At 38.5% G+C, this 21,743-nt stretch carries 20 protein-coding genes and 1 other annotated feature; of the genes, 15 read left to right on the top strand and 5 right to left on the bottom strand.

Annotation, left to right across the window (positions count from 1 at the left end; translation table 11 throughout):
* Positions 1 to 94 precede the first annotated feature (94 nt).
* From BHF70_RS01445 to BHF70_RS01460, 4 genes are all read left to right on the top strand, one after another.
* The gene (locus BHF70_RS01445; RefSeq protein WP_075758587.1) at positions 95 to 3,748 is read left to right on the top strand and encodes an RHS repeat domain-containing protein; all 3,654 of its coding nucleotides are present in this window, start codon (positions 95 to 97) and stop codon (positions 3,746 to 3,748) included.
* A gap of 36 nt (positions 3,749 to 3,784) precedes the next feature.
* Complete coding sequence (locus BHF70_RS01450) at positions 3,785 to 4,366, top strand: hypothetical protein (RefSeq protein WP_075758588.1); 582 nt, start codon at positions 3,785 to 3,787, stop codon at positions 4,364 to 4,366.
* A 511-nt stretch (positions 4,367 to 4,877) separates the two neighbouring features.
* Positions 4,878 to 6,203 carry a 6-phospho-alpha-glucosidase gene (locus tag BHF70_RS01455; RefSeq protein ID WP_075758589.1) on the top strand — a complete coding sequence of 442 codons (1,326 nt, stop codon included), beginning with the start codon at positions 4,878 to 4,880 and terminating at the stop codon, positions 6,201 to 6,203.
* Between the two features lie 108 nt (positions 6,204 to 6,311).
* Complete coding sequence (locus tag BHF70_RS01460; RefSeq protein ID WP_202816899.1) at positions 6,312 to 7,784, top strand: PTS transporter subunit EIIC; 1,473 nt, start codon at positions 6,312 to 6,314, stop codon at positions 7,782 to 7,784.
* A 21-nt stretch (positions 7,785 to 7,805) separates the two neighbouring features.
* On the opposite strand, the gene BHF70_RS01465 is transcribed toward BHF70_RS01460, so the two are convergent.
* Entirely contained in the window at positions 7,806 to 8,564 is a 759-nt protein-coding gene (locus tag BHF70_RS01465) for a MurR/RpiR family transcriptional regulator (protein ID WP_075758590.1), read from the bottom strand.
* Positions 8,539 to 9,333, bottom strand: a complete 795-nt coding sequence (locus tag BHF70_RS01470; RefSeq protein WP_075758591.1) for a MurR/RpiR family transcriptional regulator — start codon at positions 9,331 to 9,333, stop codon at positions 8,539 to 8,541. The genes BHF70_RS01465 and BHF70_RS01470 overlap by 26 nt, the downstream gene beginning before the upstream one ends.
* Positions 9,334 to 9,441: 108 nt before the next feature.
* On the opposite strand from BHF70_RS01470, the gene BHF70_RS01475 reads away from it, so the two are divergent.
* From BHF70_RS01475 to BHF70_RS12215, 4 genes are all read left to right on the top strand, one after another.
* The gene (locus BHF70_RS01475; RefSeq protein ID WP_075758592.1) at positions 9,442 to 9,912 is read left to right on the top strand and encodes a PTS sugar transporter subunit IIA; all 471 of its coding nucleotides are present in this window, start codon (positions 9,442 to 9,444) and stop codon (positions 9,910 to 9,912) included.
* A 56-nt stretch (positions 9,913 to 9,968) separates the two neighbouring features.
* Positions 9,969 to 10,172 (top strand) — a binding site (T-box leader).
* 60 nt (positions 10,173 to 10,232) lie between these two features.
* Positions 10,233 to 12,161 carry a threonine--tRNA ligase gene (thrS, locus tag BHF70_RS01480; RefSeq protein ID WP_075758593.1) on the top strand — a complete coding sequence of 643 codons (1,929 nt, stop codon included), beginning with the start codon at positions 10,233 to 10,235 and terminating at the stop codon, positions 12,159 to 12,161.
* A gap of 364 nt (positions 12,162 to 12,525) precedes the next feature.
* Positions 12,526 to 13,092, top strand: a complete 567-nt coding sequence (locus tag BHF70_RS01485) for a DDE-type integrase/transposase/recombinase (protein WP_083638222.1) — start codon at positions 12,526 to 12,528, stop codon at positions 13,090 to 13,092.
* Between the two features lies 1 nt (position 13,093).
* A complete protein-coding gene (locus BHF70_RS12215) occupies positions 13,094 to 13,234 on the top strand; it encodes a DDE-type integrase/transposase/recombinase (RefSeq protein ID WP_083638223.1) in 141 nt (46 codons plus the stop codon).
* Positions 13,235 to 13,578: 344 nt separating this feature from the next.
* On the opposite strand, the gene BHF70_RS01490 is transcribed toward BHF70_RS12215, so the two are convergent.
* Positions 13,579 to 13,899 (bottom strand): winged helix-turn-helix transcriptional regulator, encoded by a 321-nt coding sequence (locus BHF70_RS01490; protein WP_075758594.1) that lies wholly within the window; start codon positions 13,897 to 13,899, stop codon positions 13,579 to 13,581.
* Positions 13,900 to 14,114: 215 nt separating this feature from the next.
* On the opposite strand from BHF70_RS01490, the gene acgA reads away from it, so the two are divergent.
* From acgA to BHF70_RS01520, 6 genes are read left to right on the top strand one after another with little or no spacing between them, the layout of a single operon-like run.
* Positions 14,115 to 14,348 (top strand): ACGX-repeat peptide, encoded by a 234-nt coding sequence (gene acgA, locus BHF70_RS01495; RefSeq protein ID WP_075758595.1) that lies wholly within the window; start codon positions 14,115 to 14,117, stop codon positions 14,346 to 14,348.
* A gap of 30 nt (positions 14,349 to 14,378) precedes the next feature.
* The gene (gene acgM / locus BHF70_RS01500) at positions 14,379 to 15,440 is read left to right on the top strand and encodes a radical SAM/SPASM domain protein, ACGX system (RefSeq protein WP_075758596.1); all 1,062 of its coding nucleotides are present in this window, start codon (positions 14,379 to 14,381) and stop codon (positions 15,438 to 15,440) included.
* Between the two features lie 21 nt (positions 15,441 to 15,461).
* Entirely contained in the window at positions 15,462 to 15,716 is a 255-nt protein-coding gene (locus BHF70_RS01505; protein ID WP_083638224.1) for a nitroreductase family protein, read from the top strand.
* 10 nt (positions 15,717 to 15,726) lie between these two features.
* Positions 15,727 to 16,338: a 4Fe-4S binding protein gene (locus BHF70_RS01510; protein ID WP_075758598.1), complete on the top strand. Its 612-nt coding sequence runs from the start codon at positions 15,727 to 15,729 to the stop codon at positions 16,336 to 16,338.
* A 4-nt stretch (positions 16,339 to 16,342) separates the two neighbouring features.
* The gene (locus BHF70_RS01515) at positions 16,343 to 17,116 is read left to right on the top strand and encodes a protein-ADP-ribose hydrolase (RefSeq protein ID WP_075758599.1); all 774 of its coding nucleotides are present in this window, start codon (positions 16,343 to 16,345) and stop codon (positions 17,114 to 17,116) included.
* 21 nt (positions 17,117 to 17,137) lie between these two features.
* Positions 17,138 to 18,082: an SIR2 family NAD-dependent protein deacylase gene (locus tag BHF70_RS01520; RefSeq protein ID WP_143249396.1), complete on the top strand. Its 945-nt coding sequence runs from the start codon at positions 17,138 to 17,140 to the stop codon at positions 18,080 to 18,082.
* A 126-nt stretch (positions 18,083 to 18,208) separates the two neighbouring features.
* On the opposite strand, the gene BHF70_RS13075 is transcribed toward BHF70_RS01520, so the two are convergent.
* Positions 18,209 to 19,858 carry a relaxase/mobilization nuclease domain-containing protein gene (locus BHF70_RS13075; protein ID WP_075758601.1) on the bottom strand — a complete coding sequence of 550 codons (1,650 nt, stop codon included), beginning with the start codon at positions 19,856 to 19,858 and terminating at the stop codon, positions 18,209 to 18,211.
* Positions 19,836 to 20,222, bottom strand: coding sequence for a plasmid mobilization protein (locus BHF70_RS01530; protein ID WP_075758602.1), 387 nt, complete (start codon positions 20,220 to 20,222; stop codon positions 19,836 to 19,838). The genes BHF70_RS13075 and BHF70_RS01530 overlap by 23 nt, the downstream gene beginning before the upstream one ends.
* Before the next feature lie 579 nt (positions 20,223 to 20,801).
* Between BHF70_RS01530 and BHF70_RS01540 the strand changes: the two genes are divergently transcribed.
* A complete protein-coding gene (locus BHF70_RS01540) occupies positions 20,802 to 21,722 on the top strand; it encodes an alpha/beta fold hydrolase (protein WP_075758604.1) in 921 nt (306 codons plus the stop codon).
* Positions 21,723 to 21,743: the final 21 nt, after the last annotated feature.

The raw sequence follows: 21,743 nt of genomic DNA on the forward strand, positions 1-21,743 counted from the left end.
CATTCTTATTTAATATTTATTGTACATACTTAAGTATAACTTTATAAACAACAAAGCTGTGAAATTTACCAAACCAAACGGAGAATATGAATGGGTGGACTATGGAGACGGAACGACATCCGTATCTTCCCATAAAAGTGATGGGACAGAATTAGCGAAAGATTCCATCACCTATGAAAAGAGCACCGGAAAGCTGTTATCCGCAACCAATGCCAATGGGATCAAGACTGCATACAGTTATGGGGATGCTGCGAATCCGTTCTTGCAGACAGGAACAGAAACGAAAGTGTTCTATCAGGACCTGGCAGATGGAACCGTGAAATTTTTATCAGATGCCAAGGTGACGACGACCACGGCCTATGATGCCAATGGAAATGTCACAAAAGAAGTGGATGAGACCGGAGAGACCACGACGACAACATATGGCACCGGGGATGAGAAAAATCTTGTGCAGACCGCAGTCACGACCAACCGTGACGGAGACAAGGTGTCTGATCTCACCTATGATTATGATGAAAATGGAAATACCACGCTGGAGTATGAGGATGTGGCAGATACTTTGAGCGAGTATGTCTATAATGAAGACGGAGAAGTCATCGAGGAGTCTGAGTATGAGGATGCCAAATCTGCAGACAGCAAAGGAGTGTTGGTATCCAAGACTGTCAGCGAACTGGAAGAAGCAGATCATGAAGTAGAAGAATCCAGTACGGTGACACAGGGAAGTGTGGAAGAAGTTTCCACGACCCAGTATGATGCCATGGGCCGGGAGACAGAAAGTACCGATGAGAATACCGGAGAGGTGACAAAGACTTCCTATGATTTCATGGGACGTGCGGTCAAGACTGTGAAAACACTGGACGGGAACAGCCAGACGGAGACCAAAGTTTATGATGCCAATGGAACAATCACATCCGAGACTTCCAGTGCAGGTGTCACGACAGCTTATGTTTATGACAGATTAAACCGTGTGGTGGAAACAAAAGAAACTGCAGACGGGACCACAAAGACGACAGAAACTGCGTATGGATATGCGGATGCCCAAATCCATACGCTGTCCGGCACAAAAGTTTATAAAGATCTTTCGGTGGAAACAACGACAGTGAATGGGAAAATTACTAGAAAAACCTGGACGGACGGGGCAGGAAATGCAGTCCGCACGTTTGACGGCGGGATTTATACTGACCATGTATTTACAGACGATGGGAAAGAGACTGCATCCATCCTCCTTGGGACCGGCACCGGTGGAGAAGAGAAGATCTCCATCAGCCTATTTGATAAGGAGGGAAAACAGACCCATACGATCCAAAATCCAAAAGTGGATCATGGAGCCGTCACCGTGGATGATACATCCATCGTCACAAAGACATCCTACGATGCCAATGGAAATGAGATTTCTGCTATTGATGGAAACGGAAATACGACCGGTTATGCTTACGATGACCAGAACCGAGTGACAAAAGTCACACAGGATAATATCAGTAGCACCATCGCTTACAGCATTGGAGAAGACGGAAAGACCACGACCAGCGTGACCGATGCCAAAGGACACATCAACCGGGAAGTCACCAATGAAGCAGGACTGACAGAAAGCACCACCGATCTCGGAGACGGCAGTGAACGTATCTCCACAACTTATACGTACGATGAAAATGGAAATAAAATAAAAGAAACTTATGAAAACGGCGGATACAAAACCTTTGCTTATGATAAGAAAAACCGTTTGGTGAAAACAGAATCTTATAATGCACCAGATGTGGGAGAGAACACCGGAGAAAGGACACTAAAATCTGTCTATAGCTATGACATCCATGACCAGCTGGTGGAAATGGTGGATTATAAAGTCACAGGAAATACGGAGACTGCTTACCGGTATACCGAATATCGTTATGACAGCCGGGGACAGATGACAGGGTACGCAGAATTAAGTCAGGAAGGACAGCCGACAGCCGATGATGTATCCTCACATCAGATCACCTATACCTATGATGCCGACGGAAATCTGGAAAAAGTCACCTATCCATCAGAAAAGAACGGAGTAAAGAGCCTTTCCTACACCTATAACAAAGACGGATGGCTCACGGAGATCAAAGCAGCCGTAAGATCCGGAAGTTCCACGACAGAAAAGGTGGTCCGCACCTATACGTATGATGCTTACGGCAGAGTCAAAGAGATCAAAGATTATCGGAACATCCTGGGAAGCGGAGACAAGGCCGTAAAGAAAGTCTATGGTTATGACAGCTTTGACCGCGTCAAAGAGATATCTTCTACGGATCTGGAGACCGGAAAAGAGATGGAATCTTACCATTATGAATATGACAAGAATTCCAACATCACGAAAAAGACAGAGATCAACAACTATCCAAAAGAAGATGGAAAGAAGGTCAACGAGACCAAAGCATATACGTATGACAAACTGGGAAGGCTGACAAAAACTGTTACTACAGACCATAAAAATGACGACAGCCAAAAGACGGTTACCTATACTTATGACAATGTGGGAAACCGGATGTCTGAGGATGACGGAACGACGCAGACAACGTATGTTTATAATGGACTGGATCAGATCAAGACTGCCACGAAAGCCAAGGGAACTGCTGTGGATGAGGTGAGACAGTATACTTATGATGCCAATGGAAATCAGATAAGCATCAAGAGTACCAAGACTGGAGAGACAGAGACGTATGATTACGATGCCGAAAATCGCTTGAGTGAGGTATCTGCCACAAAAGATGGGAAAACATCTGTGGTTCAGCAAAATATCTATAATGGAGACGGTCAGAGAATCCAGAAAACAGAAGGAAATCAGACAACCAACTACTATTATCAGGATGGCGTCGTATCTTACACCACCGATGAAACCGGGAAACAGACCAGTCAGAATCTCATTGGAACGGAAGGAAACATCATTGGAACCCAGCGTTATAATGGTGATAACATTTCTTATTATCTGTACAATAAGGATATTCAGGGAAGTACCACAAGTCTTGTAAAAGAAGATGGAAGTGCAGATGCAGTCTATCAATATACGGATTTTGGGGAAACCACAGTCACCGGAGAAAATGCAGCAGGAAATGAAGTATGTTATACCGGAGGAATCTATGACAGTACCACGGGACTGTATTATTTGAATGCCAGATATTTTAATCCGGAAGATGGAAGATTCCTGACGGAGGATACCTATCGTGGAGAAGTCAATGAACCGGATACCTGGCATCTGTATGCGTATTGTAAGAATAACCCGGTGAACTATACGGATCCAAGTGGACATAAAGCTAAAAGAGTAATTTATTATAATAAAAAAGGGCATGGTTTTAAGAAACAAGCAATGCATTCTCCATATTATAAGAATAGCCAAGTTACATTTAAATCTGTGATTAAAAAAGCACAATTTAAAAAAGAATGGAATAAAATACCAAAAGGAACATCTGAATTATATTTATATTTACATGGTGGAGTTAGTTGTTTGTATTTTGATGGTTCTGATTTGAAATTAAAGGAGTTATTAGCTTTAAAAAAGAAGAAAATAAAAAAGAAAATAGTATTGCTTTCATGTAAGGGAGGAATAGGAGACAAGAATAGTGTGGCTAAAATTATGGCTAAAAAATGTCAATGTGTTGTGTATGCATCTAATTATCCATATGGATTATCTTATAGATATGATAAAAAGAAAAAAGTGTATTATCCTAGATATGGAGGAAAACAAAATTATTATAATCATGAAAATCCATTAAAAAAATATAAACCTTAGTGGCGCTATTGAAGCATAAAAAGAGGAGGTACAGAGATGGAGAAAATTGTAATGTATTTAAAAAGAGTAATTATTTTGCTGTGTGGGATTGTACTAGGATATTTAACATCAAAAAGAACAGATATGTCAATCAGTTTAGAATGTATTTTCGGGGATGGTATTTTGATTGTGTTATGTATTACAATCATCATGGTTATAACTAAGGAGAAAATAAAATTAGGTATAAACTGTGCCATATTTGGACTATCATTGGTTATTGGTGCAACATGGATTAAGAATATAGAACTTTTTTGGGGATTTGGAAAACAGAATTATGATTATATTTTATATGGATTAGGTGAAGCAATTATTATTCCTGTAATTTTTTGGGGGCTGGGAATGATTCTATATTATTATCATAAAGAAGGTATTTTATCATTAATTTTATCAGGATTACCTGTCATGTATTGTTCATTTACTTTGATTTCTTATCAGTGGGAGAATCAATTTCTGTTAGGAATTATTATCAATTTATTAACTTTGATAATTGTTTTTTGCTTCACAGGTAAGAAATATATGAAGTATAAAATAATATTCATAGTTTTAGGAGGAATGCTAGGTTTTTTCTATTTTGTTTGAATATATTAGTTGCTTTTTATGTAAAGGAAATACAATAGCTTTTATGAAAGAAGATAGAAAATTATTTACATTATAAGTTATGCTAACTGAAGCAGGAAAATTTAAGAAAATAAAATCACCGGAAATACGGAGACTGTTTACCTCTATACCGAATACCATTATGACAGCTGGGGACAGATGACGGAATTTGCAGAATTAAAACAGGAAGTCCCACGACAGAAAAGACGGTTTGCACCTATACATATGATGCTTACGGCAAAGTCAAAGAGATGTCTCCTACGAATCTAGAGACCGGAAAAGAGATGGAAAGTTTCTTTGTAATCTAACGTGTAAAAAATTACACAAAAAGTAATAAATAACAATATGAAATATCTAAACCTACAATATGCAAAAATATTTACAAGTCAAATCCTTTTAGATATAGTATAAATGTAAACAAGAGATGCAAACAAATTCGTAAATAAATCTGGCCGGATATCTTGCGAACGCACTAAAAAAGGAGAATTCAAAAATGAAAAAATATAACGTATGTATCGTAGGTGGAGGAAGCACATACACACTTGGATTTTTAAAATCTTTTGCACGTATGCAGGAAGAATTTCCATTAAACAGACTTGTCTTATTTGATATCGATGGAGAAAGACAGAAACCAATCGGACAATACGGAGACATCATGTTTGGTGAGAGATATCCGGAATTAGATTTTTCTTATACAACAGACCCAGAAGAAGCATATCAGGATATGGACTTTATCTTCATGCAGATGCGTGCCGGTGGACTTCAGATGAGACAGAAAGATGAACATATTCCACTAAGCTTCGGAAAGATCGGACAGGAAACATGTGGAGCAGGTGGTATGGCTTACGGACTTCGTTCTTGCGTAGACATGATCGAAGCAATTCATCAGATCCGTCAGTATTCCCCAGAAGCATGGATCTTAAATTACTCAAATCCGGCAGCGATCGTAGCTGAAGCACTAAGAAGAGAATTTCCAGATGATAAAAAAATCCTTAACATCTGTGATCAGCCAGAAAACGTTGTACGTTCCACAAGCCGTCTGTTAGGATATGACTGGGAAGATCTTGATCCAGTGTACTTTGGATTAAATCATTATGGATGGTTCACCCATATTTATGATCGTAACACAGGAGAAGATTTACTTCCAAAAGTTCGTCAGATTGTAAAAGAAAAAGGATTCCTTCCGCAGGACGCAGAACAGAGAGATCAGTCATGGCTTGATACTTATGGATTTGTTCAGACAATGTTAGAAGACTTCCCAGATTATCTGCCAAATACATATGACGGATATTATCTGTATCCAGAATATAAAGCAAGTCATTTAAATCCAGATTACACTCGTGCAGATGAAGTAATTGATGGACGTGAAACTCGTGTATTTAAAGAATGTGCAGAAGTCATCAAAGAAGGAAAATTAGGAGATAAATTCCACGCTATTTCTGATGCACATGCAGAAATGATGATCAAAGTTGCAGAAGCAATTGCATTCAACACATTAGGACGTTTCATCCTGATTGTTGAAAATAATGGAGCAATCGCTAATATGCAGGATGACGCGATGGTAGAAGTGGTTTGTGAACTTGGAATCAACGGACCACGTCCAATGAGAGTTGGAAATATCCCTCAGTTCTATTTAGGACTTTTAGTACAGCAGGTGTCTTGCGAAAAACTTCTCGTTGATGCATTCTATGAGAATTCATATCAGAAAGCATTAGAGGCATTTACATTAAACCGTCTGGTTAATGATGCGAAGATGGCAAGAAAGATCTTAGATGCTTTAATTGAAGCAAACAAAGGTATGTGGCCAGAATTAAGATAACAGGATTATTCATAAGAAAAGAGATATAAATGTATTGTAAGACAGGGAATGGTGTTTGATATGAAAAATAAAATTATGAATTTCTTCTCCGATTTAGGAAGAAGCCTTATGATGCCGATCGCAGCGCTTGCTGCGTGCGGTATCGTGCTTGGACTGACGTCTGCGTTAATGAAGCCTCAGGTGCAGGGAGCGCTACCACTGTTAGCAACAGGTGTACCTTTCTTCATTATTTCAACATTAAATAAAGTTTCTGGTATCGTATTTACATTGATGCCTGTATTATTCTCAATTTCAATTGCAATGGGACTTGCAAAAGAAGATAAAGGTGTTGCAGCATTTGCAGGATTTTTAGGATATTATGCTTTTTTAGTAGCCAGCAGCTGTATCATTGGAACAGGTATCATAGATTTCAGTGCAATGAAAATTTCTCCAACATTAGGAGTAGAAACTGTCGATATGGGTGCAACAGCAGGTATTCTTTCAGGACTTGTAACAGCATGGTTACACAATAAGTATCATAAAATACAGTTTCCAGCTGCGATTGCATTTTATGGAGGAAAAAGATTTGTAGCGTTGATCGTTATTGTAACTATGTCACTGATCGGATTAGTAATGCCCCTAATCTGGGAGCCAATCTCCGTTGGAATCAATGGACTTGGTGCACTGATCCATTCAGCGGGAGCATTTGGAGTATTCATTTTTGGTACACTAGAACGATTACTGATTCCAACAGGACTTCATCATGTATTAAACTCATTATTTAGAACAACACCATTAGGTGGGACATTTAAAGGTGTGGAAGGATGCTTAAATATTTTCTTACAATATGTAGATAAAGTACCACTGACAGACCTTCAGCAATATACACAGTTCCTTGGACAAGGGAAAATGCCATTTATGATGTTTGGACTTCCAGGAGCAGCACTTGCAATTTATCAGACTTCTCCAGAGGAAAAGAAGAAAAAAGTAAAAGCATTAATGATCGCCGGAGTGGCAGCAAGTTTTGTATCCGGTATTACAGAACCAATGGAATTCTCCTTTATGTTCATTGCACCAATGCTGTTTTTATTCCATTCCATCATGGGCGGTATTTCTTTCATGCTGATGTCAGTATTAGGAGTTATCGTTGGAAATACTGGTGGAGGAATCATTGACTTCTTCATCTGGGGTGTATTCCAGCCAGGTTCTCACTGGTATTGGATTCCAGTTGTTGGAGTATTCTACGCAGTGATCTACTATGTTGTATTTAAATGGTATTTATCACGCAAAAACATTTCAATTGATGTAGCTGATGATGAGGAAGAAGACGATTCTACAGGATTAAGTGTTGATGAAAAGATGAAGAATCTTGCAACTACGATTATTGATGGTCTTGGTGGATTTGACAACATTGAAGTTGTAAACAACTGCATTTCAAGATTACGTGTAGATGTAAACGATATGTCAATCGTAAATGAAGATACATTAAAGAAAACAGGCTGTCTTGGAATTGTAAAACCGAGCGAATCACATATACAGGTTATTTATGGACCGCAAGTAGAAAAAATAGCTGATGCAGTAAGGACAGTATTAAAATATTAACAAAAAATGCAGGAAGACTATTTAACGAGGGTCTTCCTGCTTTTTGATATTGTGGCGAAGATATTCTACAATGAGCTGGACAACAAGAAATGAAGTCATTTTCGTACGAAGATGAACATGTTCAAGTGGAAGTTCCTGCGTCCAGATATAAGTATCTGAAGGAGCGATCATTGAAGGTTCAATTTCAGAACTAGAGATCCAAATGATATTTGCATGATTGCGATGACAAGAGTCTATGATTGACTGATAGATAGATTTTTCTCCATAGTTTGTAAGAATAATAAGCGTAGCATTTTGGGGTAATGACTTTGAAAGTGCACGAAGAAAATCAATCCAGTCAATATAAATGCACGGAATATCCATGGAATTTAACATGGAATATAAATATTTTGCAGGAAGCGAAGACATATTACGTCCATAGATGTAAAGAGATTCGCTTTCCAAAATCTGAGAACATATATTTTTGATTCTTAAAGAATCAATATTATCAATAAAATCTTTCAAAACAGCAGTGCGACGTTGCAATATCTTCCATGAATTGGAAAAGTCAGAAGAAGAATTTAATTCATTTCGAAGAGTATATTTTAATTCATTAAATCCTTTGAATCCAAGTTTCTGACAAAACCTTACGATGGTTGCATTGGAAAGATATAAATCCTTACAAATATCACTTAATGAAAAATAAGGAAGATGATTTTTATGTTCAATGAAATAATCGAAGATTAGTTTATCGTTTTCGGTAAATTTTGAGGAATCAATCTGATTCAGAAAAGTTTTCATGTTCAAGGCCTTTCTTATAGAAACTAAAGTATTCAATAAATGAGCTCAATACAAAGAAAGAGCTGAGTCTGGAAGTAAGATCCGCACCATCATTCTCATGTTTCTTTGAGAAGAAACGGAGATTATAATTTGATACTTCAGCCAGATCATTATTTTCAATGGACGAAATTGAGATCACGGTCATGCCATGAAGTCTTGCTTCTTTCGCAAGGTTCAGTGTCGATTCAAATCGGCCGGAATTACTGATAAAGATAAAAATACTTTCTTTCTTAGCTGTCTGTATAAAATGTCGTAGAGCTTTGGATGCAGTAGTTTTATATACTTTCTGACAGTCAGAGATAAATAACATACTTTCAAGGTAACTGACAGCAATATCGGTAAGACCTGCAGGACTGTAAAGATAAATTGGTGGATTGCTTGCAAAAAGTCTGGCAATCTGAAAGATATCATCGGAATTTAACAGACTTGAAGTACTTTCAAGATCAGCTTTAATGGAATTCTTGATCGATTCGATTGAGATATCAGAGGATACAGGATTTGAATCTTTTTGAATGTTCAGGTTTTTGAGATAATATTTAAATTCAGGGAAACCACTAAAGCCAATTTTCCTGCAGAAACGAATCACAGTTGATGTGGAATAATTGATTTTTTTAGCAAATGTCTGGATGCTCATAGAAGTAACTTCATCTGAGTGGTCGTGGACGTACTGCATGATCTCAAGCTCTTTGGGTGTCAGTGACTGCAGTGGAAAATTTAAATTCAGATTCATTAGAAAAGGATGCTCCTTTCGGCCACGAATATACAGGATAGTTAAAAATCCTGTGTTATGGACATAAATTTTAATTTAATTATAAGATAATTTTTAGGAGGTGTAAATATGTTTTTTTTCAAGAAAAATAAAAATTTGAAGGCGTTTTTAACAGGAAAATTAGTAAGCATTGATCAGGTAAATGACGATGTATTTTCACAGAAAATGATGGGAGATGGAATAGCAATCAAACCTAGTGATGACAAGATTTATTCTCCTTGTGATGGTACGGTTGAGGTCGTCTTTGAAGGATCAGAACATGCGATAGGAATCGTCATGGATAATGGTGTGCAGGTGATGATTCACTGTGGACTTAATACAGTAAATCTAACAGGGATCTGTAGTTCAAAGGTAAAAAAAGGCGATAAAGTTAAAGCAGGGCAGTTGATCATGACATTTGACAGAGAAAAGTTAAAAGCAGGAAATTATGATGATATTACGATGATGGTTGTTCTTGATCAGGGAAATGCAAAGAAGATTACATTTGTGAATGATCAGGATGTTGTGGCAAAAGAAACAGACATAGCACAGATTATATAAATTTATAATTAAGGATTGATTTAAGAATTTAACAGTGCTATAATGTGTGAGAAATAGGAAAAGCGTTGAAGAGAAGAGTAATCTGCGAAAAACTTCCAGAGAGAGATACATTTTGCTGAGAGTATCTTAAGTGTCATAGCAGATGAAGACCACCTCCAAGTGGCTGTAAACCAGCCCGGCCGACACCGTTATCGTCATAATGAGAGGTCTGTATATATTTACAGATAACCAGGGTGGAACCGCGATGATACGTCCCATGGATTTTTTAATCCATGGGCTTTTTTTTCCTAAAAAACCATATGAAGAAAGGAAGCATAAAAATGAAGATTACATTAAAAGATGGATCCGTAAAGGAATACGGAGAAAGCATGTCAGTCATTGATATTGCAAAAGATATCAGTGAAGGTCTTGCAAGAGTAGCATGTGCAGGAGAAGTGAATGGAGAAGTCGTTGATCTGAGAACTGTGCTTGACAGCGACTGTGAATTAAATATTTTAACCTTTGATTCTGACAAGGGGAAACACGCTTTCCGTCATACAGCCTCCCATATTTTAGCGCAGGCGGTCAAACGTTTATATCCTGAAACAAAACTGGCAATTGGGCCATCTATTGACAATGGTTTTTATTATGACATGGAGAAAGATACTCCTTTCACACAGGATGACCTTGAAAAAATCGAAGCAGAGATGAAAAAGATCGTAAAAGAAGATCTGGAGATTACATGTTTTACAAAACCAAGAGAAGAAGCAATTGCGTTTATGAAAGAACGTAATGAACCATATAAGGTAGAATTAATTGAGGATCTGCCGGAAGATGCTGTCATCAGTTTTTATCAGCAGGGAGAGTTTGTAGATTTATGTGCCGGACCACATTTAATGACAACGAAACCTGTCAAAGCATTTAAATTAACAAGTATCGCTGGTGCTTACTGGCGTGGTGATGAGAAAAACCAGATGCTTACAAGAATTTACGGAACTGCTTTTTCAAAGAAATCTGAATTAAAAGATTATCTGACTATGATGGAAGAAGCAAAGAAACGTGATCATAGAAAACTGGGAAAAGAATTGGGACTTTTTATGATGCGTGAAGAAGGACCTGGATTCCCATTCTTCCTTCCAAAAGGAATGGTTTTGAAAAATACATTGCTGAATTACTGGAGAGAAATCCATGAAAAAGCAGGATATGTTGAAATATCAACTCCTATTATGTTAAGCAGACATTTGTGGGAAACTTCCGGTCATTGGGATCATTATAAAGAGAATATGTATACAACCGTCATTGATGAGGAAGATTTTGCGATTAAACCAATGAACTGTCCGGGAGGCGTTCTTGTATATGAGTCTGAACCTCGTTCTTATCGTGATCTTCCATTGCGTATGGGAGAATTAGGACTGGTACATCGTCATGAAAAATCCGGTCAGCTTCATGGATTGATGCGTGTTCGCTGTTTCACTCAGGATGATGCCCATATCTTTATGACACCGGAGCAGATCAAAGATGAAATCAAAGGGGTTGCAGCATTGATCGATCAGGTATACAGCCTGTTTGGATTTAAATATCATGTGGAATTATCTACACGTCCGGAAGACAGTATGGGAAGTGATGAAGATTGGGAATTAGCAACAGAATCTCTTCGTGGTGCGTTGGATGATCTTGGATTAGATTATGTGGTAAATGAAGGAGACGGAGCTTTCTATGGACCAAAAATCGATTTCCATCTGGAAGACTCCATTGGAAGAACATGGCAGTGCGGAACGATTCAGTTAGACTTCCAGCTTCCATTAAGATTTGACTTAAAATATATTGGTGCAGATGGTGAAAAACATCGTCCAATCATGATCCACCGTGTAGCATTTGGTTCTATCGAACGTTTTATCGGTATTCTGATCGAACATTTTGCAGGTGCTTTCCCAACATGGCTGGCTCCTGTTCAGGTACAGGTAATCCCTATTTCTGATAAACATCTTGATTATGCCAATAAAGTGCTAGATGCATTGAAGAATGCAGGTATTCGTGCTGATATTGATACAAGAGCAGAAAAAATGGGATATAAGATTCGTGAGGCACAGCTTCACAAGATTCCATATATGCTGGTTGTAGGTGGTAAAGAAGAGGAAAATCAGGTTGTTTCTGTCAGAAGCCGTTTCAAAGGAGACGAAGGTCAGATGTCCATGGATGATTTCTTAACAGCGATTCAAAAAGAAATTGACACAAAAGAAATTCGTCCGGTAGAAAAAGAAGAAAAATAAATGTAGTGGTATAATAAATTTGTAACAACTTGATTTGAATAATATAGTATTATATTATTCAAATCAAGGAGGAAATCACTATGTCAGTACGTTACAACGAAGACTTCAAAAAAGAAGTAGTTAGAACCTACATGGCTGGCAATAAATCAACAGTTCAGATTGCTGCTGATTATAATATTGCCAAAAGTACTGTTAGCTAATGGGTTAACCAGTACAAGGAAGAATGCCTTTATACCACTAGCACAACATCTGAATCCAATGAAGCCAAGGAAATCCGAAGATTAAATCAGCTTCTCAACGAAAAAGATAAAGAGATTGCTTTCCTAAAAAAAGCAGCGGCATTCTTCGCGAAGGAAATCGATTAGTGGTATATCGATTCATTGATGAAAACAAAAATGTATTTGGTTTAAGATGGTTATGTAAACAGTTTGGTATTAGTCCCAACTGTTATTACAGTTACAAAAAGGATGCAAAGCGAGAATATCGCAAGCGTTTGGCACACATTTTTGAACTTATAAAGTACGTTTATTACAATAATAATCGTGTTATAGGTTATAGGGCTATGCGCATTTTTATTAAACGCTACGGGTATGAAGTTAGTAATACCACTATGCATAAATACATGAACAAAGAACTTAATCTGTGTGCTGTAATTATGCATTCTAAGCCTGGATATAAAACAGGCAAGAAACACAAAATATTTGATAATCTCTTAAACCAAAACTTCACAGTCGATTGTAAAAACAAAGTTTGGTGTACGGATTTTACTTATATGCGCCAGCCAAACGGAAAATTCAGATATAACTGCTCTATCATTGATTTATTTGACAGATCAGCAGTAGCATCGTTAAACAGTAATTATATAAATACTGATTTGGCAATAGAAACTCTCAAAAAAGCTTTGGAGCAGGAAGCAGGAACATTATCCTAAAGTGATTCTGCATTCAGATCAAGGTGTACAGTTTACTTCATGGGATTTTGTAAATTTCTGCAAAGATAATAATGTTACTCAAAGTATGAGCAAGGCAGGATGTCCTTATGATAATGCACCTATGGAGGCTCGTTACAGTTAAATATTTATCGAACAAAGTGTTACAAAAAAGCTTGACCAGTACAGATGCTATTTTCGATAGTGGCGCAGATGCCGAGCAGTTCTTTTATCGTCTGGGCCTTAAGGATGGAATCCGGTTGCATAAGATTGTAAAAAGCATCGTCAAGGAAATATCTTAAATAAATACAAACATGTTTTTTAAATGATTGACTTGATGAACGAAGTATTATCATAGCTTGAAAAGTAAGTATATGTAATAAGGGATTTTGTGATATACTGTGGTATAAATTGATATTTAGGACAATATGTACACAAAAATAAGAGTGAAGATATCTCTTAATACGAAATTATCTTCACTCTTTTATATTACATTTTTTTATAGGCATTCCCCCACTCAACCATGGAATCAAAGATTGGCTTAAGGGACTTGCCCAAATCACTTAAGGCATATTCTACTCTTGGCGGAACTTCCGGATAGACAGTTCTTGTAATCAAGCCATCACTTTCCATGGAGCGGAGGCTGTCGGTGAGAACCTTCTGGCTGATAACTTCTAAATCCTTCTTAAGTTCATTGAAACGCCAGGGGCGTTCTAACAGATTTCTTATGATAAGCAACTTCCATTTACTTCCAATCAGGGCGACGGTAGTGGCAACCGGACATTCTGGCAATTCTTCTTTTGTCAGCATAGAATCAACTCCTTATATTAGATGCATTTTGATTGTTATATCAAATTATAATGTAGCACTCATAGAACTGTCAATCAGTTACAAAAAGGTGACCTGGGTTACTTTTTTGTGCCTCTGTAATAAAAATGTGCGTACTTTTTTTTGAAGCCCGGTCTTGCTATTCTAAAGGTGCAACAGGGCAAAGCCCCAAAATAATATTGCAGGAGGTAACTAAAATGTCATTAACAAACATTGCAGGATGGAACGAAGACGAGAACAAACAGACAAGCGCAGCATGCGGGACAGCATGTGGAGCAGCTGACAAATCAGAAGACAAGCCAGCAGCATGCGGAAGTGCATGTGGAGCAGCTGATAAGCCAACAGCATGTGGAACAGCGTGCGGAGTAGCTGACAAACCGGAAGAGAAACCGGCAGCATGTGGAACAGCATGCGGAGCATCTGATAAGTAAGTAGAAATCAAGGGAAGGGAGTGAGATAGGATGAGCCAGTATTTTGCTTTTCAATGGCATATTACAGATGAATGTGATCAGCGTTGCAAGCACTGCTATATTTTCTCGGGAAAAGGTTGCAGGGAACTTAAGAGCATGACCTGGGAACAGATGCAGGAGGTGGTAGCGAATTGTGAGGATTTCTGTAAAGTGTACAATAGAGTGCCATACTTCTACATTACCGGGGGAGATCCTATCCTTCATCCTGATTTCTGGAAATTGATGGTATTGTTAAAGAGTAAGGATATACCATTTACGCTTATGGGTAATCCGTTCCACCTAGATTATGAAATCTGCAGAATGCTGAAAGTCTGTGGCTGTGAAAAATATCAGATGTCACTGGATGGAATGAGAGAAACGCACGATTGGTTCAGAAAGCCCGGGAGCTTTGATCTTACCTTGGAAAAAGTTGGCTGCCTGAATCGTGCTGGGATAAAAAGTATTATTATGAGTACTGTTTCAAAGACAAATATGGATGAGATACCAGATGTTATTGATGCAGTTGTAAAAGCGAATGTTAAGGTCTTTGCATTTTCCCGTTATGTGCCGACTGGTGGAGAAGTGGATACCAGCATGACACCACAGGAATACAGAAATCTTCTGGAAATATGCGATGCAAAGTATAAGGTATATGAAGCAGCGGGATGTGAGACCTATTTTAATAAAAAAGACCACCTGTGGACTCTTTACAAATATGAGACAGGACAGTTTAAACTGCCTTCAAATGCAAAAGAAGGGATGATTTACGGCGGCTGTAATTGTGGTAATTGCCATATCACGATTTCGTCAAATGGTCATGTGATGGCGTGCAGAAGGGTTACGAATAGTAAGGTGGCAAATGTGTTTGAAGACAGGTTGGCAGATGTATGGATCTGTCAGATGGAAAACTATAGAGAGTATGATAAATTCACGAAGTGCAGTAAGTGCGAATTAAAATCATGGTGCAGAGGCTGCCCTGATGTTGCCAATGGAACAAATGGAGATTTCTATGGAGCAGATCCGCAGTGCTGGAAAACGAAGAATGAAATAACCGGGGAGGAACTATCATGTTAATGGATTTGATCAAGGCATTCTATCAGAAAATATACGAATGAGCAGATAAGCAGAGAGAAACTTGAGACAATTTTGGAAGCTGGTAATTTTGCTCCAAATGCAGGCGGTGGGCAGAGAAGCATGATGGTTGCGATTCATGACAAAGAACTGGCGTCTCATGTAGGAAAAATGAATATGGCTAATTTTGACCGTACAAATTTAGGCGGAAGCTTTGTCTCGAAAGAGCAGTCGCACAGTAAACCAAGAAAACCCGGCAGAATAAAGGCTATTGAGTAGGAGGTGCCATATGGATCTGGCAACATGTCTTAAGAAAATGGAATTGGTCGGTGTGCTCGCGTTTGCAACAGTAGACAGCGATGGTGCACCTCAGATCAGAAATATCAGCGCCATCCATTATGAACCGGATGCGTTATATTTTTTTACAGCAAAGGGAAAGAATTTTTGTAAAGAACTGCTGGAGGATGGAAGAGTTCAGATACTATGCTATACCAAATACAAAGAAATGATCCGTTTGTCAGGAAAAGCATATGCTGTTCCCGAAGAGGAACAGATTAAGTGGAGGGATAAAATCTTTGAGGAACAGCCGTATCTTGCAAATGTGTATCCGGGAGATACCAGAAACATTGGAATCATCTTTTGCATTGATACTGCTGAAATCGAGTATTTTAATCTCGGTGTGAATCCAATTTTTCGGGAGACATACCGATTAGGAGATGTTAAACTGAAAGAAAAAGGATATTTCATAACCGAAAATTGCATTGGCTGCGGAACCTGCAGGGAAATGTGTCCCCAGAGGTGTATAGAGGATGGTTCTCCTTTTAAGATCCGACAGAATCATTGCCTTCACTGCGGAAACTGTTATGAAAACTGTCCGATAAAAGCTATTGAAAGAAGATGAAGAGATGAATCAGAGTGAAAAACGTTTATTTCTGATTAAGAGATTATTAAAGGAACAGCCGAGATATAGCAATATACAGATACCGGTAGGTACCGATGAGCAGAAAGCTATGCTCCGATCCCTAATGAATATCAGAATGCCTGGCACAATGGATGAAGATTTTTTAAGTGTTCAGGATGAATATTTACGGCAGATTAATGCAGAAAAAGGTGTTGTCACACTTTCGGATATGGAAGAGATACAGCAGGATATCTATATCTGGAAGGGAGATATCACAAGGCTTAAGGTTGGGGCCATTGTAAATGCGGCAAACAGCGGCATGACAGGATGTTATCAGCCATGTCATAACTGTATTGATAACTGTATCCATACCTATGCCGGGATCCAACTGAGGCTTACATGTGCTGAAATCATGGAAGAGCAAGGGTATCAAGAGCCAACCGGTCAGGCAAAGATTACACCGTCATATAATCTTCCATGTGACTATGTGATCCATACGGTAGGTCCGATCGTTCAGGGAAAATTGACGAAAAAGCATGAGGAATTGCTGGAGTCATGCTATAAATCCTGCGTTGAAATTGCAAATGAAAATGGAGTGGACTCCATTGCGTTCTGCTGTATTTCAACAGGGGTATTTATGTTTCCAAATGAACGGGCAGCCGAGATTGCTGTGAAAACAATCAAAGAATATAAAGAGAAAACAAACAGTTCCATTAAGGTGGTTTTTAATGTGTTCAAAGATCAGGATGAAGAAATCTACAGGGAACTGTTAAGATAGAAGGTGATGCTTTTGAAATGGATGAAGTTTCCCAACAAGAAAATGACATTTGAATCTTTCCTCTGCGGGATACCTGCAAGGGACTATATCAATCAATACACCCCTTATGACCAGCAGATAAAAGACGCTGCCGAAATGATACGAAATGCAGAGTATGTTTTGATCGGGGCTGGAGCCGGAATGAGTACGGCTGCCGGAGCACAGTACGGCGGCAAGTTCTTTGAAGAGAACTTCGGAGAGTTTCAGAAAAAATATGGGAAAGGTCCGTACATGCAGGATATGTATTCTGCAGGCTTTTATCCGTTCCCAGATGAGGAAAGCTATTGGGGATACTGGTCGAAACAGGCATTGCTCGCCGGAATAACTCTTAATGTAACACCACTTCATAGACTACTTTTGGAATCGTTATCTGACAAGAAGCTATTTGTATTAAGCACAAATGCAGATGCACAGTTCGTAAAAGCAGGCCTGCCGGATGAAAAGATTTTCTGTACCCAGGGGGATTATTTTCATATCCAGTGTGGCAAAGGCTGTCATGATAAAACTTATGATGCGGTTGAGCTGTTTTGCCAGATGGATCAGGCAAGAACTGACTGCAAGATTCCATCCTCCATGGTACCAAAGTGTCCTGTTTGTGGAGGACCTATGGATATGAATCTCCGTAAGGATAACTTTTTTGTTCAGGATGTTGCCTGGTATGAGGCAGAAGAAAGATTTTCTAATTATTTGTCAGAAGCAATTAATAAGAAGTTGGTTCTTCTGGAACTGGGAGTAGGATTTAATACACCGACAATTATCCGGTTTCCGTTTGAAAAACTTGTAAGAGAACATGATAATATCAGTCTGATAAGACTGAATCTTGACCAGGCAGTTGTACCGGAGAGTTTTGGAGAAAGAGCAGTAGGTATTAATGCGGATATGGCTGAGAGCATCAAAGATATCGTGAAGGAAGTGTTGGGTAAGTGATTATTCCGTCATACAGATTGAAATGACGTTGTTTTTTTAACCTGACAAATTCCAGTGATACCCAGAGCAGAATTTGAAGACTGGTTAAATTACAGAGAGAATATGGAGGCGAAATAATACATGGCATCAATTAAAAAACGGGGAAACAAGTTTTGTGTGATCTATCATTACAATGACAGTGAGGGAAAACGCAGACAGAAATGGGAAACATATGACACGAAGGCAGAGGCAAAGAAAAGAGCGAAAGAGATTGAATATCGAGCGTTTTACAACCGATTTCTGGGCATCAATAGATTCCTTTAATTCTGATTTCTGAGATTTCAGTGTCTTCATTGACAACATCTTTCCGTCAGGATAGAACGCTTTTAACCAGTCGCGGGCTTCCTCATAGGATCTGATTTCTGAAGAATGCTCTTGCCGGAATTTCTTTTTATTTCGTGATTTTAGAAATTCTGCATACACTGATTTGGAAGCAAAATACTGACCGGTGTAGTGGATCTGTGAGTTCAGCGTTTTCATTTTGGAAGTGAGTTCAGAAAGCTGATCCTGAGCATCTTCCATTTTTTCCTGAATATCTGAGGCCTGCTTTTCCAGATCATCTCTGGTGTCATAACCATGATCCTGGATAAAAATCAGGGTATTTGCCATTTGTTGGAGATTGCCGATTTTTACCTTCTGAGCATAAGCCTGATTCTGCATAGCCTTTACATTTGTCTGGAGATCTGTCACGAGACGAAGCTCTGATTTTATGTAAAAGATGAAAAATGGATTTGTATGATAATCGGCTTTTGAAGCACTCTCCGATTTGCGCGTCCTTTCGTGAGAAAGATCTTTCCTGTTTTCATGATTCTGAAATACCTGTTCCAGAAAGTCTTTTCCATAGTTGGCACCCAGAGATTCTGCAGAGATTCGTCTGTCTCTGTCCGGATGAAGGTAACGGTAACTTTCTCTTTTCTCGATGACAGAAATATTGTACCTGTCCAAAAGCAGTGACTGGAATTCATCAAAACTTCTGGATATCTTAGAACATTCATCAATCGCATCCCGCAGAAACTGTTTTTGTGTCTGGAATACGGTGGAAGTCGGTTTCAGTCCGGCAGCACGGATTTTCTCATTCACTTTATCCAGTTCATCCTGCCCATGCGCCTTTGCCCAGTATTCTCCTCTGGTCATTTTTGTGGAAGCCGGAGAAAGCAGATCTACCTGATGCAGTCCTTCCTGGTTGCACATATCCATGACTTCCTGTTTCAGATGATTCAATAATTTGTTTGTGGACCGATGCTTATAACCGGCTTCCTGCTCATGAGGCTTGTCCATGTAGTTTTGTCGTTCAACCGCATATTTGCGGACACTGTTGATGACGATATGGGTATGAATATTACCGGAGCCATTGTGTCCATCCGTATGAGTGACTACCAATGCCTGATAGCCGGGAAAGTTTTTGCGGGCAAATTCCAGACAAAGAGCCTGGGCTTTTTCGCCGTTAAGTCCACATTCTGTTGTATCTGCCGGATCAAAACTGATGATGTAATGATGGCTTTTGATATCTCCTCTTTTCTGATTTTTGTGAAAAAACTGATTAGTCTTCTCGCACTCTTTGTCAAAAGACATCGGATCACAGTTTAGTCCATCCATATAAAATTCTTCCCGCAGGATCTTTCTGCCGGAATCATCCAGAACCGGTTTTCCTGTTTTTTCATTGTGTTGAAAAAGCAAATATTCCAGAGCATCAGAATAGTTCGCATTTCTGCTTTTAATGTGTTTGATTATGGCCATGTAATTCACCTGCCATTCGTAATACTTCTTTTCTCAAAGAGAACAGTTCGGAAATACATTGCCGGATTTCATCCTTTATTTCCTCAGACCATTCTCCGCCGGTGTTAAAATACCTTGCAATCTGATTGAGATTCGATCCGATTTTTCCGTATTCACTGACCAGCTTCCGAAGTTCATCCATGTCAGCTATTACCTCGATCGTGTTTGTAATTTCCTTTTCAAGAAGTAATTTTCTTAGATACTCTGATCTGGAAATCCCAAGCATAGATGCTCCCTGGTCTAAAAGAGCCATCTCTGCATCAGTAAGTCGTACAGCTACAAAATGTGGATGTGTAACTTCTTTTCTTTTATTTTTTCTCTCCATATTCCTCCCTTCCAACGGAATCTTTCATCACATTGTGATGCCAACATAGATATAAATGGCTGTCCCTTCCATTTGTACTATTGTTGCTGCGACCACTTTTTCAGTGGAAGCCAAAAGACATCTGTGATGTCAAAAACGAGGGCATGGGGAAACGGAATCCCCATCAAGATGAAAACCCGTAAGTGTAACAGTTGCCAAAATGGCACTACTGTTAAACACGGGTGGATCTTGCTCTTAGAAAAAGAACCTCTCACTTATATGGGAAAAGAGAGCCCCTTATACAACATGGAAATGAAAAAACCTCGCTATGGTAGAAATATGATTTTGTTGAAATAGTCAAAATTTTGGCTTTGCGGAATTAGAAACGGAGTGGATCAATTTGTTACAATGAAAATTCATGTATTAAAAAGTTTACTTATTAGAGCTACTTTGTTGGAGTACCTGTTCTTGGGCATTGCAAAGGTGTTTGCCTATTGTCGTTGGGAGGATATCTGATATGCTGAAATAGAGGGTACTTGAAATAATGCATAGGAAATTTAAAAGTATATTTCTAGAGATAAGAAACAAGGAGGCAGTATAATGAAGGAATTATATATACCATCCTCAGATGGAAAGAATCAGTTGCATGTTGTTATTTGGGAACCCAATATTACAGTAATTGGAATTGTTCAGATTTCTCATGGAATGATTGAATACATAAAACGCTATGATGAATTTGCAAGGTACTTAAACCAATATGGTATTCTTGTAATTGGGAATGACCATCTTGGTCATGGAGAAACGGCAAAAATAGATGACGATTTGGGGTATTTTTGTCCAAGCAACATGAGTGAAACTGTCGTTGCAGATTTATATGAAGTAACCCGTTTTGCAAAGAAAAATTACCCTAATGTTCCTTACTTCTTGTTTGGACACAGTATGGGGTCATTTATGGCAAGGCGCTATATAATGACATATGGAAATGAGTTGGATGGAGTGATTATTTCCGGAACAGGCAACCAGTCTGGAAGTGTACTGAAAGCTGGTAAAATAATGGTATCGCTGACTAAATTCTTTAAGGGAGACCGCTATAGATCCAAGATGCTGAAAAATATGTTTTTCAGCAAATTTAATAATCATATTCCAAACGTCAGGACATCAAATGATTGGCTTACAAAGGATGAAACTATTGTTGATAGATATAACACAGATAAGTATTGTACATATTCCTTCACGATAAATGGATACCGTACTTTATTGGACGTGCTGTCATTCATACAGAATTCAAATAATATTGCAAAAATACCGAAGAACCTTTCTGTATTTTTGATTGCAGGAGAAGAAGACCCTGTTGGTAATTATGGAAAAGCAGTTAAAAATGTTTATGAAATCTACAAAAAAGCAGGAATTAAGGATATTTCGATAAAACTTTATAAAAATGACAGACATGAATTGATCAATGAGACAGACAAAGAAGACGTTTATGACGATATCAGGCATTGGCTGATTTGTCATTTGTAATTTGATTTATTTTTTGTTCAT

It is taken from the genome of Anaerostipes sp. 494a, from assembly GCF_001940315.1.
In the GTDB taxonomy this organism is placed as follows: Bacteria; Bacillota; Clostridia; order Lachnospirales; family Lachnospiraceae; genus Anaerostipes; species Anaerostipes faecalis.